11 protein-coding genes and 1 pseudogene are annotated in these 12,681 nt (G+C 66.3%); 9 read left to right on the top strand and 3 right to left on the bottom strand.

Annotated features, from left to right (window positions below; translation table 11 throughout):
* Position 1: 1 nt before the first annotated feature.
* The 3 genes from L1087_RS01265 to mqnB are packed head-to-tail and all read left to right on the top strand — an operon-like array spanning position 2 to position 2,801.
* Positions 2–466, top strand: coding sequence for a COG2426 family protein (locus L1087_RS01265; RefSeq protein WP_135259421.1), 465 nt, complete (start codon positions 2–4; stop codon positions 464–466).
* Complete coding sequence (locus L1087_RS01260; protein ID WP_234557262.1) at positions 463–2,124, top strand: glycerol-3-phosphate acyltransferase; 1,662 nt, start codon at positions 463–465, stop codon at positions 2,122–2,124. Before L1087_RS01265 ends, L1087_RS01260 begins: the two co-directional genes overlap by 4 nt.
* Entirely contained in the window at positions 2,124–2,801 is a 678-nt protein-coding gene (gene mqnB, locus L1087_RS01255) for a futalosine hydrolase (RefSeq protein ID WP_234557457.1), read from the top strand. Before L1087_RS01260 ends, mqnB begins: the two co-directional genes overlap by 1 nt.
* 161 nt (positions 2,802–2,962) lie before the next feature.
* On the opposite strand, the gene L1087_RS01250 is transcribed toward mqnB, so the two are convergent.
* Positions 2,963–3,580, bottom strand: coding sequence for a superoxide dismutase (locus L1087_RS01250; RefSeq protein ID WP_234557261.1), 618 nt, complete (start codon positions 3,578–3,580; stop codon positions 2,963–2,965).
* Between the two features lie 35 nt (positions 3,581–3,615).
* Positions 3,616–4,500: pseudogene (locus L1087_RS01240) on the bottom strand (transposase).
* 189 nt (positions 4,501–4,689) lie between these two features.
* On the opposite strand from L1087_RS01240, the gene L1087_RS01235 reads away from it, so the two are divergent.
* Positions 4,690–5,739 carry an IS481 family transposase gene (locus L1087_RS01235; RefSeq protein WP_026175045.1) on the top strand — a complete coding sequence of 350 codons (1,050 nt, stop codon included), beginning with the start codon at positions 4,690–4,692 and terminating at the stop codon, positions 5,737–5,739.
* Positions 5,740–5,841: 102 nt separating this feature from the next.
* Positions 5,842–6,567 carry a class I SAM-dependent methyltransferase gene (locus L1087_RS01230; protein WP_169335130.1) on the top strand — a complete coding sequence of 242 codons (726 nt, stop codon included), beginning with the start codon at positions 5,842–5,844 and terminating at the stop codon, positions 6,565–6,567.
* A 154-nt stretch (positions 6,568–6,721) separates the two neighbouring features.
* Here the strand turns inward: L1087_RS01230 and fumC are convergent, their stop codons facing one another.
* Positions 6,722–8,119: a class II fumarate hydratase gene (gene fumC, locus L1087_RS01225; RefSeq protein WP_234557259.1), complete on the bottom strand. Its 1,398-nt coding sequence runs from the start codon at positions 8,117–8,119 to the stop codon at positions 6,722–6,724.
* Positions 8,120–8,336: 217 nt separating this feature from the next.
* Here fumC and L1087_RS01220 point away from each other — a divergent pair, with 217 nt between their 5' ends.
* The 4 genes from L1087_RS01220 (at position 8,337) to ilvC (ending at position 12,676) form a co-directional block, all read left to right on the top strand.
* The gene (locus L1087_RS01220) at positions 8,337–9,302 is read left to right on the top strand and encodes a YpdA family putative bacillithiol disulfide reductase (RefSeq protein ID WP_234557257.1); all 966 of its coding nucleotides are present in this window, start codon (positions 8,337–8,339) and stop codon (positions 9,300–9,302) included.
* Between the two features lie 166 nt (positions 9,303–9,468).
* Positions 9,469–11,157, top strand: a complete 1,689-nt coding sequence (gene ilvB, locus L1087_RS01215; protein ID WP_234557256.1) for a biosynthetic-type acetolactate synthase large subunit — start codon at positions 9,469–9,471, stop codon at positions 11,155–11,157.
* Positions 11,154–11,666: an acetolactate synthase small subunit gene (gene ilvN, locus L1087_RS01210; RefSeq protein ID WP_038042849.1), complete on the top strand. Its 513-nt coding sequence runs from the start codon at positions 11,154–11,156 to the stop codon at positions 11,664–11,666. The genes ilvB and ilvN overlap by 4 nt, the downstream gene beginning before the upstream one ends.
* A complete protein-coding gene (ilvC, locus tag L1087_RS01205) occupies positions 11,663–12,676 on the top strand; it encodes a ketol-acid reductoisomerase (protein ID WP_234557254.1) in 1,014 nt (337 codons plus the stop codon). The genes ilvN and ilvC overlap by 4 nt, the downstream gene beginning before the upstream one ends.
* The last annotated feature ends 5 nt before the right edge of the window (positions 12,677–12,681 follow it).

Below are 12,681 nucleotides of genomic sequence, written 5' to 3'. Positions count from 1 at the left end.
TATGCCGCTTGAGCTGTACGTGATCCTGGTGGCCGCCCTGCCGGTGGTGGAGCTGCGGGGGGCCATCCCCCTGGGGGTGGCCCTGGGGCTTGCCCCAGGTAAGGCTTTTCTCCTGGCCCTCCTGGGCAACCTCCTGGTGGCCCCCCTGGCCCTCATCCTCCTGCCCTGGGCGGTAGCGTTGGCCACCCGCGTGCCCCTTCTAGCCCGGGCATGGGAGGCCCTCGAGGCCCGGGTGCGCCTCCGGGGAGAGGAGCAGGTGCAGCGCCTAGGAGCCTTGGGCCTTTTCCTCTTTGTGGCCGTGCCCTTGCCGGGTACCGGGGCCTGGAGCGGGGCGGTGTTGGCGGTGGTCTTGGGCCTCAAAAGGCGCTACGCCCTTCTGGCCATCTCCTTTGGGGTCCTGGCGGCAGGGCTCATCGTTTTCCTTCTCACGGGTGGGGCGGTGGCCGGGCTAAACTACCTGCGATGATGCTCCTTCTCCTACCCCTTTCCTTCGCCCTGGGCGCCTTGCCCTTTGGGTACTGGCTGGCCAGGCGCCGGGGGGTGGATCTGCGCACGGCAAGCCCCTACACCCTGGGGTTGGAAACCGCCCTGAGGCGGTCGGGGCTGGGGCTTACCCTTCTAGCTTTCCTTTTGGACTTTGCCAAGGGGTATTTACCCATGGCCCTGGGCCGGGGCTTGGGGCTTGGTTTAGAGGAGCTTCTGGCTTTGGGGGTAGCGGTCTATCTGGGCCACCTCTACCCGCTTTTTTTCCGGGACCCCTGGCCCCTCCGGGCCAAGGGGGCGGGGGTGCTTTTGGGGGTCTTGGCGGGCCTTCCCCTGGACCCAGCCCTGGGCCTGGTCCCTGTGGCCTTGGGCCTGGTCCTCTACGCCCTCACGGGCTACGCCTCCTTGGGGGCCTTGGGGCTTCCCCTGGGGCTTCTTGGGGTCATGCTCTTTGGAGGGTTTGGCCTGACCGAGAGGCTCCTCGCCCTCCTCCTCTTCCTCCTTGCCCTCTGGCGCTACAAGGAGAACCTGGGGCGCATCCTGGAGGGCACCGAGCCCAAGCTGGGGAGCCCCTTGCCCCTGCCTTCGGAAAGGCAGGTGGTCTGCGCCTTCCTCATCCATCCCCTCACGGTGGAGGATTTTTGGCAAAGTCCCCGTTTCCGCTGGGCCCGGCCCCTGGTTCGCCTGGGGCTTTTGAAACAGGCCTGGATAGAACGCTTAGCGGAGCTTTTCCGCCCCATGAAGGTGGGTGAGGTGAGGGGGGTTAAGACGGCGGATGGCCGGGAGATCCTCTGCCACCTCATCTCCGCTCCCCTGCTCCCCCACCAGATCAAGGCCAAGCCGGACCTGGCGGTGAGGCGGGCCATCCAGGGGGCGAGGCTCGCCCAGGAACTCGGGGCCACGGTGGTGGGCCTGGGGGCCTTTTGGAGCGTGGTGGGGGAGAAGGGCAGGAGGGTGCAGGAGGCGGTGCCGGATATAGAGGTGACAAACGGGGGGGCCTACACCGCGGGCACCGTCAAAGCGGCCATTCCCGGCATCCTGGCCCACTTTGCCCAAAGCGGCAAGGACCTGAGAAACACCACGGCAGCGGTGGTGGGGGCGAACGGGGTGGTGGCCTTCGGCATCGCCCGGCAGATCGCTCCCTTGGTGGGGCGGCTTATCCTGGTGGGCCGGGACCGGGAGCGCCTGGAGAAGTCGGCGGAAAGCCTTCGGAAGAACCTGGAGCGAAAGGGGCAAGCGCCTGAGATCCAGGTGACCACCGAGGTGGCCGCCATCCGGGAGGCGGACCTGGTCTTCACCGCCACCAGCGATCCGAACCCGGTGATCTACCCTGAGCACGTGAAGCCGGGAGCCTGGATCTACGACGAGGGCGTGCCCCCCGACGTGCATCCCTCGGTTAGAGAGGTACCTGGGGTCAGGGTCATCCCCGGGGGCGTGGTGCGGCTTCCCGGGAGGGCAAAGGCCACCTTAGACCTTCACTTCGGTGCCCCCGACCAGGTGCCTGCCTGCCTGGCGGAAACCATGATCCTGGCGGCGGAGGAAGCCTTTGATCGCAAGAGCCTGGGGGGCGAGGTGAAGGCGGAGAACATCCAGTTCTTCGTGGAGCGGGCGGAGGCCTTGGGGTTTAAGGTGGTGGAGTGATGTGGCTTCTCCTCTCCCCCACGGTCCTCGAGGCCCCCTTCCTCCGGGGCGAACCCTTCTCCTTCCTGGGGAGGAAGGGGCTTAGGGGAGAGGGTTTCGTCTGGCTGGAAACCGGGATCGGCAAGGTGAACGCGGCCCTTACCCTGGCCGCCTGGGCCAGCCAGGATCCTGTGGAGAAGGCCTTGCTTTTCGGCATCGCCGGGGCCTACCCGAGCTCGGGCCTCCTTCCTGGGGATGTGGTCCTGGTGGGGGAGGAGGTGGAGGCGGACCTGGGTACCCAAGAGGGCCTTAAGCCCTTGGGCTTTCCCGCCTTGGAGGTGGGAGGAAAGGCCTACTACAACCGATTTCCCCTGGATCCGGGCCTTACCCGGGCTTTGGCCCGGATGTTGGGCCTCCGGGTGGTGGTGGGGCTCACCCGGGACCGGGTTTCGGAAAACCCGGGGGAGGCGGAGGCCCTGGCCTCGCGCTGGGGGGCCCAGGTGGAGAGCATGGAGGGAGCTGCCTTCGCCCGAGCGTGCCTGGCCCTGGGCATCCCGGGGGTGGAGGTTCGGGCTATTTCCAATCCGGCAGGGGTGCGGGACAAGGGAGCGTGGAGGATTCCCTTGGCGGTGAGGGCTTTGGAGGGAACCTTGGCCCCCATCCTTGGGGGAGCCTTCCCGGAGGGGCTCCAAGGATAATCCCTTGTTCGCCTGGGGTGTCCCCTGGCCGAAAGCGAGGTGGGCTTTGAAGGGGAGCTTTTCCAGGGCGCTCACCTGCTAGGAAACCCTGGGCGGACGGCGGAACCGGGGGAGAAGACAAACCCCCACCCGGGGGGTCCGGGTGGGGGACTATATTTCCCTTAGCCCTTCCGCCGGAAGAAGGCTTCCGCCTTGTCCCAGTTCAGCACGTTCCAGATGGCCTGGAGGTAGTCAGCCCGGCGGTTTTGGTACTTGAGGTAATAGGCGTGCTCCCACACGTCGATGCCCACGATGGGGGTGAACCCCTCCATGATGGGGTTGTCCTGGTTGGGGGTGGAGATGACGTGGAGCTTGCCGAAGGGATCCTTGACCAGCCAAGCCCAGCCGGAGCCGAAGCGGGCCATGGCCGCCTGGGTGAGCTTCTCCTTCAGGGCGGCGAAGCCCCCAAGCTGCTCGTCGATGGCCTTCTTAAGTTCCCCCACCGGCTCCTTGGCTCCCCCGGGGGTTAGGAGCTCCCAGAAGAGGCTATGGTTCAGGTGCCCACCCCCGTTGTTGCGCACCGCGGTCTGGATGTCCGCGGGCAGGGCGGCCAGGTGGCGCAGGAGCACCTCCACCTCCGCCCCGTGCAGGTAGGGGTACTTCTCCAGGGCGGCGTTCAGGTTGTTCACGTAGGCCCCGTGGTGCTTCTGGTGGTGGATCTCCATGGTCTTGGCGTCGATGTGGGGCTCGAGGGCCTCGTACGGGTAACCCAGTTCCGGTAGCGTAAACGGATACGGCATACCTCACCTCCCAAACCTTACTATAACCCAAGTTGCTACCCAAGCATTTGTTGAGCCAAGAGATTTAGGTTGTGGGCCAAGATGAAGGAGAGCACCTTGATCACAAAACCCTCCTGGGTCACCGCATGGATGCGCCGCGGGAAGAGGGCATGGAGCATACTGCCCACCGTCTCCACCACCCCCTAGGTGTTTCCCTCACGGGAAAGCAGCCGCCCCACAATGGCCAGGTACTGCAACCAAGGCACATACCGCCGGCTGTTCCTTCTACGGATGACCATGGGCACAATCCCCCCCGCCTCCCGGAGGAGGTCTTCATAGAAGTGGCTTTCGTACCCCCGGTCCAGGTAGAGCTCCGCCCCCTCGGGAAGGTCCAGGGGAAGAAGGAGCAAAGAGCTCAGATCATGTAGGCTTCCCGGGGTCAGGCTCACTTCATGGATAAACTTCCCGTCGTCCACCAGGAGGTGGAGCTTGGGGCCGTGGAAGTAGACCCGTTTGCTGGGGATGAAGCCGCGGTAGGCCTTGTCTGGGAAAAGGCGGGAGCGGGGGGCGCGGATATTCTCGCAGGCGGGGAGGGGGAAGGTGTCCAAGGCGTAGGCCTGGGCCTGGTGGAGGTTTTTCCAGGCCTGGGCTAGGAGGTGGGTCAGCCCCGAAGGGGCTATCTTGCGAAGGGGGAGGAAGAAGGGGTATAGGGCGTGGAGTCTGCGGTTGAAGCGACTTGGGGAGGGGACGTAGGTAAAGAGGCGCAGGTCTTTGGCGAGGGCCAGGGCCTTGTTGTGCTTGCCGCCCAGTTCCATGGCGGCCAGGATGGCGAGGGTCAGGATGGCGGAGGCTGGGGTCTTGGCTTGGGGGTCGTCCTTGTAGCCCAGGGCCTGGAGGGCATCGTCTATAATGCAAAAGGCCGCTATGATGCGCGACAGCATAGCGGCCACTATTTTTTCAGGCCTCGGGATAGGTAGCAACTTGGGTTAACATAGCACGGCGGGCGCCCGCTGTCCAGCGATCCATCTGGCGGTCCTTCCCGGACGGCGGGCGTGAACCCGGACAAACACATGTGAGACTCTGGGCTGGGATAAAAAGAGGGGGACCGACTCCGGAAGGAGGCCCCCCGAGTGCAGCTTACCACGGTTGGCAAAGCGATCTGGCGAGGAGCGAGGAAGGCCCAGGAGCTGGAGATGGCGGGGGCCGGCGACCCCCTGGTCCAGGAACGGCTGCGCAAGCTCAAGCAGGTGGAGGCGTTCAGGAAGCACGGGGTGAGCTGGCCCGAGATCCAGGCCCTGGTGGGGATCAGCCGGGCCACCTATCACCGCTGGCGGAGCAGGCTCAAGGACGAAGGACTTAAAGGCCTTCTTCCGAAACCCAAACGCCCCAAACGCCTACGGCGGAAGGTGCACTGGACCTCCGAACTCCTCATCGCCACCGAGGACTTGCGGAGACAAAACCCCACCTGGGGCCGCTGGCCCATCTGGTGGAGCTTGAGGAAGGGAGGTTTTGAGGTCAGCGAGCGCACCGTGGGCCGCATCCTCGCCCATCTGGAAGCCAGGGGGCGGGTGGAAAGGGTGGCCGCCTTCCTGGCCCGGGCGAGGCGGGGCAAGGGGAGGCCAAGACCCCAGAGGCCCTACGCCCAGAGGAAGCCCCGGGGATACGAGGCCAGGGCGCCCGGGGACCTGGTGCAATTGGACACCCTCACCGTGACCCTAGGGCCCGGGGAGGTGGTCAAGCACTTCTCGGCCCTGGACCTGGTCACGCGCTTCTCCCTGGCCCAGGTGCACACCAGGGCCACGGCCAACCTGGCGGCGGGATTCCTCTCCGCCCTCGTGACCAAGGCCCCCTTCCCCATCCGGGCCGTCCAGGTGGACGGGGGGAGCGAGTTCATGGCCGAGTTTGAGGAAGCCTGCCGGAGCCTGGGAATCCGGCTCTTTGTGCTGCCCCCACGGAGCCCGAAGCTCAACGGGCACGTGGAGCGGATGCAGCGCACCTTCCGCGACGAGTTTTATACCCTGCCCTTGCCAAGGGGGCTTGTGCGCCTGCAGGCCGAGCTGGACGCTTATCTGGCGTACTACAACCACCGCAGGCCCCACATGGCCCTGGGGGGGCTGGCGCCCCTGGAGTTCTTGGCTAAAATGCAAGCGGAGTCGGTCCCCCAGTCTCAGATGTATTGACCGATTACAGGGCGGTGCACTATAGTTTGGCCAAAGCTCCGGCACCGGGGCCGGTGCCGCGCCGCGGGGGGATGGCCGATGACGGGTGCACACTGGGACGCCGTGTTCGACGAGGATTACCTGTACTTCTACGAGACCTTCTTGCACGACGAGCGCAACGAGAAGGAGGCCGAGCTCATCGCCCGGCTCCTCGACCTCGGTCCGGGGGCGGATGTGCTGGATGTGCCTTGCGGGCACGGCCGCATCGCCGTGCGCCTGGCGCGCCGAGGCTGCCGCGTGACCGGCCTCGACGCCAGCCCGCTGTTCCTGGAGCGGGCCCGCCAGGCCGCGGCGGCCGCGGGCGTCGGCGTCGAGTGGGTCCACGGCGACATGCGGGCCCTGCCGTTCGGGCGAGACTTCGACGCCGTGGTCAACTGGTTCACCTCCTTCGGCTACTTCGACGACGAGGAGAACCGCCGCGTGCTGGCGGAGTTCCGGCGCGTGCTGCGGCCCGGCGGCCGGCTGCTGATCGAGACGGTCCACCGCGACCGGATCCTGCGCAGCCTGCCGCCCGGCGAGCCGGTGCGCTTCGACGTGGTCCGCCGGGGCGACGACCTGATGATCGACCGCACCGGGTACGAACCGCTCACCGGGCGCGTGCAGACCGACCGCACCATCGTCCGGGACGGGCGTGTGCGCCGGTTCGCGTACGGGCTGCGGCTGTATACGCCGGTGGAGCTGCGGGACGAGCTGCTGCGGGCCGGGTTCGCCCGCGTCGAGCTGCTGGGCGACGAGGGCGGACCACTCACGCTCGACAGCCGGCGGCTGCTCGCCGTCGCGCAGGCGTGAGCGAGGGCGCCGAACCGCTGGTGCGCGCCGCGACCCGGGAAGGCAAGCGGCGCCCGGTGGCGAACCCATGGTGCGGCCAGTTCCGTGGTGCGCAGCGACCGTTACTATAGTAGTGCCCACCCCGCTTGGGGGTGGGCGTTCTCACAAATGGCCCTCAGGCCTCATGGGGCTTGGCCAGCTTCACGGGAACCACGATGCGGTCAAACTCCTCCTCCGTGAGGTAGCCCAGCTCCAAGGCAGCTTGCTTCAAGGTCTTCTTTTCCTTGATGGCTTTCTTCACGATCTCCGCCGCCTTGTCGTAGCCGATGGCCTTGTTCAAGGCGGTGGCCAGCATGGGGTTTTTCTGGAGGTGTTCCTCTATCCGTTCTAGGTTGGGCTCTATCCCCTTGGCCAGATGCTCGTTGAAGGATTCCATGGCGTCGGCCAGGAGCTTGATGGATTCGAGGGCGGCATCCACCATCACCGGCTTGAAGACGTTGAGCTGGAAGTTCCCCTGGCTTCCGGCAAAGGCCACGGCGTGGTCGTTGCCAAAGACCCGCACCACCACCATGGTGAGGGCCTCCACCTGGGTGGGGTTCACCTTGCCGGGCATGATGGAGGACCCAGGCTCGTTGGCGGGGATGAAGATCTCCCCGATGCCCCCATAGGGCCCGGAGGCCAGCCAGCGGATATCGTTGCCGATTTTCATCAGGGCCCCGGCCAGGGTGCGCAAGGACCCCATCACCTGCACCAGCTCATCGTGGGCGGCCAAAGCGGCGAAGCGGTTCTCCGCCACCTTAAAGGGCAGGCCGGTTTCCTCGGCCAGGTAATGGGCCACCCGTTCCCCGAACCGGGGGTGGGCGTTCAGGCCCGTGCCCACCGCCGTGCCGCCGATGGCCAAGTTATAAAGCCCTTTTCCCGCCTCCTTGACCATGGCCAGGGTGTTCTTAAGCTGGGCCGCCCAGCTTCCCACCTCCTGCCCCAGGGTGATGGGTACGGCGTCCATCAGGTGGGTGCGCCCCACCTTCACGATGCCGTCGAAGGCCTTGGCCTTTTCCTCGAAAGTGGCGATGAGGGCCTCCGCCGCCGGGTAAAGCCTTTGGTGGAGGGCCAAAGCCACGGCCACGTACATGGCGGTGGGGAAGGTATCGTTGCTGCTCTGACCCCGGTTCACGTGGTCGTTGGGGTGAACGTACTTGGAGCCCAGGGGCTTCCCCAAAAGCTCCGAGGCTCGGTTGGCGATGACCTCGTTCACGTTCATGTTGGTCTGGGTGCCGCTTCCCGTCTGGAAGACCACCAGGGGGAAGTGGTCGTCCAGCTTGCCCTGGATGACCTCCTCCGCCGCCTGGATGATGGCCCGGGCGATTTCCTCTGGAAGCTCACCCAGCTCCAGGTTAGCTCTGGCCGCCGCTTTCTTCAGCATGCCGTAGGCGCGGATCACCTCCAAGGGCATCCGGAAGCGCCAGGCGCCGATCTTGAAGTGCTCGAGGGAGCGTTGGGTCTGGGCTCCCCAGTAGCGGTCCGCCGGTACCTTGACCTCGCCCATGGTGTCCCGCTCGATCCGGTATTCCATAGGGCACCTCCAGCCCCGATTCTACCCCTCCGCCCCGCGGGGGCTCCTAGGGGCCTCGGTTAAGTACCCCGTCGTGGGTTGCGCCGCGACGGGGGCCCCAAAGAGGCCATGAGCACGCCGCTTTGCCTTTGGCCGATGGGGCAACCTTGGCGTGCGGGTACTTGGTTGGTGGGCCCGTCCACGGGGAAGAGCCCGGCGGCGGCGTAGACTTGGGGGGATGGTGGACGTGCTCATCGTGGGGGCTGGACCCGTGGGTTTGGCGGCGGGGATAGAGGCCAAGCGCCGAGGCCTGAGCCACCTGATCCTGGAAAGGGGCACGGTGGCGGAAACCATCTACCGTTTTCCCCGGCAGATGGTCTTCTTCTCCGAGTCCCGAAACATCGAGATCGGGGGCCATCCCCTGGTGTCCCATGGGCCCAAGCCCACCCGCCTCGAGGCCCTGCGCTACTACCAGCAGGTGGCGGAAAGGGAGGGGCTGCGGGTGTTGCCCTACACCGAGGCCCTGCGGGTGGAGGGGGAGGAGGGGGCCTTTCGGGTTTGGGCGCGGGACCGCAAGGGGGAAAAGGCCTTCGCCGCCCGATACGTGGTTCTGGCCACGGGCTATTTCGGCAACCCCAACCGCCTGGGGGTGCCGGGGGAGGAGCTGCCTCACGTCCTCCACCGCTACGAGGAAGCCTTCCCCTTCTTCGGGCAGAGGGTGGCGGTGGTGGGGGGGAGCAACTCCGCGGTGGAGGTGGCCTTGGACCTGTACCGGGGCGGGGCCCGGGTGGCCTTGGTCCACCGGGGCAAATGGGTGCGCCCCAGCGTGAAGTACTGGCTTCTTCCCGACTTTGAGAACCGGGTGAAGGAGGGAAGCATAAAGGCGGTGATGGAGGCCAGGGTGAAGGCCATCACCCCCGCGGGTCTGGTGCTGGAAAGGCCCCAAGGGGAGGAGTTTTTGGAGGCCGACTTCGTCCTGGTCCAGATCGGTTACCGGGCGGAAGACCATCTCCTTAGGCGGGCCGGGGTGCGCTACGAGGGGGAGAAACCCTGGCTTTCCCCGGAATGGGAAACCTCCCGCAAGGGGCTTTTCGCCATCGGCTCCAGTGCCTTTGGGCCGGACACCCGCACGGTGTTTATCGAAAACGGCCGGGAGCACGCAAGAGTGGCCATAGCCGCCATTGCCCGCCGCTTGGGCTCTTGACACCCTTCACAAAGGGGGCTAGGATAAAGCCCAAGATGCGCTTCGGCCTCGTCCTACCCCTAGGCCTGGTCCTAATCGTAGGGCCAGCGGGGGGTAGGGTGTAGCGTTTTAGGGCGCATCCAAAACCCCCCGGAGAACCCGGGGGGTTTTGGTTTAGGAGGGGGAGATGAAGGGATCGGAGGCACTTTTGAAGGCGCTGGAGCGGGAAGGGGTGGAGGTGATCTTCGGTCATCCGGGCGGGGCCATTATGCCCACCTACGACGCCCTCTACGACAGCAAGATCCGCCACATCCTGGTGCGGCACGAGCAGGGAGGCATTCACGCGGCCACCGCCTACGCCCGCGCCTCGGGGCGGGTGGGCGTGGTGATGGCCACCAGCGGTCCCGGGGCCTTGAACCTGGTGACCGGCCTGGCGGACGCCTTCATGGACTCCACCCCGGTGGTGGCCATCACCGGGAACGTCCCCCGGGCCCTCATCGGCACCGACGCCTTCCAGGAGGCGGACGTGACCGGGGTGACCATGCCCATCACCAAGCACAACTACCTGGTGCAGGAGGTGAACGACATCCCCCGGGTGGTGCGGGAGGCTTTCCACATCGCCTCCACGGGAAGGCCAGGGCCGGTGCTCATCGACATCCCCAAGGACGTGCAGCTTGCCGAGTTCACAGGAACCTTTGACGTGGAGCTGGACCTTCCCGGCTACAAGCCCACCACCAAGGGCCATCCCAAGCAGATCGAACGGGCCCTGGATGCCCTGGAGAAGGCGGAAAGGCCCATCCTCATGGTGGGGGGTGGGGCCCAGCACGCCCATGGGGAGCTCCTGGCCTTTGCCGAGCGGACGGGCATCCCGGTGATCACCACCCTCATGGGCCTGGGGGCCTTCCCTGGCAATCACCCCCTTTGGCTGGGGATGCCGGGCATGCACGGCACCGTGGCCGCCAACCGGGCCATCCACCACGCAGACGTGATCCTGGCCATCGGCCTCCGCTTTGACGACCGGGTCACGGGGAAGGTTTCCCGCTTCGCCCCCCACGCCCACACCATCATCCACGTGGACATCGACCCCGCCGAGATCGGCAAGGTGGTGCGCACCCACGTGCCCATCGTGGGGGATGCCAAGCTGGTTCTCCGGGAGCTCTTGAAGGGGGCTAAGCCCCTCAAGCTGGCCGCTTGGTGGCGGGAGCTGGAGGAGTGGCGCACCCGTTACCCCTTGCGCTGGAAGCCCCGGCCCCACCTGCAGAGCCAGGAGGTGATCCGGGCCTTCCACGAGGCCACGGGGGGACAGGCCATCGTCACCACCGGGGTGGGGCAGCACCAGATGTTTGCCGCCCAGTTCTTCCCCGTGTCCCGGCCCAGGAGCTTCATCACCAGCGGGGGCCTCGGCACCATGGGGGTGGGTCTGCCCTTCGCCATTGGGGCCAAGGTGGCCCGCCCCGAGGAGTTGGTCATCGACTTCGACGGGGATGGCTCCTTCCAGATGACCCTGCAGGAGCTGGCCACCCTGGTGAAGTACAAGCTGGACGTGAAGGTGGTGATCCTGAATAACGGCTACCTGGGCATGGTGCGCCAGTGGCAGGACCTCTTCCACGCCAAGCGCTACTCCGAGGTCTACCTGGCGGACTCCAACCCCGACTTCGCCCGCCTGGCCGAGGCTTACGGCATCAAGGGGGTCAAGGTGGAGCGCAAGGAGGATCTGATGAAGGGGGTGGAGGCTGTGCTTTCCGCCGATGGCCCCGTGGTGGCGGAGTTCAAGGTCTACCACGAGGAGGGGGTGTTCCCCATGATCCCTGCGGGGGGTGCCGCGGAGGACATGATCCTGGAGCACCCCGCAGAAAGGGAGGAGGTGGAGGCGTGAGGCACGTGATCTCGGTCCTGGTCCAGGACCACCCCCGGGTGCTGAACCGCATCACCGGCCTGTTCGCCCGCCGGGGCTTCAACTTGGAGAGCTTGGCGGTGGGCACCACCCACGTGCCGGGGCTTTCCCGCATCAGCCTGGTGGTCTCCGGGGACGACCACACCCTGGAGCAGGTGGAGAAGCAGCTGAACCGCCTGATCGAGGTTTTGAAGGTGACCGACCACTCCGAGCCCCACGTGGAGCGGGAGCTGGCGCTCGTGAAGGTGCACGTGGCCGGAGTAGAGGAGAGGCTGGCGGTGAAGGACATCCAGGAGGCCTTCCGGGCCCGGGTGGTGGATGTGGCCCAGAAGAGCCTGATCCTGGAGCTCACCGGGGACTCCAAAAAGGTAGACTCCTTCATCGAGGCCCTCAGGCCTTATGGGATCCTCGAGGTCATGCGCACCGGTGCGGTGGCCATGAGCCGAGGGGAGCGCACCCTTAAGGTCAGGGAAAAACGGGAGGCGGTATGAAGATCTACTACGAGCACGACGCGGACCTAGGCTTCATCCAAGGCAAGAAGGTGGCGGTTTTGGGCTTTGGCTCCCAGGGGCACGCCCACGCCCTGAACCTCAAGGACTCGGGGGTAGACGTGCGGGTGGGGCTCAGGCCCGGCTCCAAGAGCTTCGCCAAGGCGGAGGCCGCGGGCCTTAGGGTGCTGCCTGTAGCGGAGGCCGTGCGGGAGGCGGACATCGTCATGGTCCTCCTCCCCGACGAAACCCAGGGGAAGGTCTACCGGGAGGAGATCGAGCCCAACCTAAGGGAGGGGGCGGCCTTGGCCTTTGCCCACGGCTTCAACGTCCACTTCGGCCAGATCAAACCCCGTAAGGACCTGGACGTGTGGATGGTGGCCCCTAAGGGGCCGGGCCACCTGGTGCGGAGCGAGTACGTGAAGGGAAGCGGGGTGCCCGCCCTGGTGGCGGTGCACCAGGACGCCTCGGGAGCCGCCTTCCCCACCGCCTTGGCTTACGCCAAGGCCATCGGGGCCGCCCGGGCGGGGGTGATCCCCACCACCTTCAAGGACGAAACGGAAACCGACCTCTTCGGGGAGCAGGCGGTGCTCTGCGGGGGGCTGACCCGGCTCATCCAGGCGGGGTTTGAGACCCTGGTGGAGGCGGGCTATCCCCCGGAGATGGCCTACTTTGAAACCGTGCACGAGGTCAAGCTCATCGTGGACCTCATCTACGAGGCGGGCTTCGCCGGGATGCGCTACTCCATCTCCAACACCGCCGAGTACGGGGACTACACCCGGGGGGAGGTGGCCGTGCCGGTGGAGGAGACCAAGCGGCGCATGCGGGAGATCCTCCGGCAGATCCAGGCCGGGGAGTTCGCCCGGGAGTGGATGCTGGAAAACCAGGTGGGCCAGCCCGTTTTGGAGGCGAACCGCAAGCGCTGGAAGGAGCACCCCATCGAGGAGGTGGGGGCGAGGCTTCGGGCCATGATGCCCTTCCTGCGGGCAAGGGTATTGGAGGAGGTAGGCTAGCTTGG

Source organism: Thermus tengchongensis (assembly GCF_021462405.1).
Taxonomy (GTDB): domain Bacteria; phylum Deinococcota; class Deinococci; order Deinococcales; family Thermaceae; genus Thermus; species Thermus tengchongensis.
This window is presented reverse-complemented; position numbering and strand designations above follow the sequence as displayed.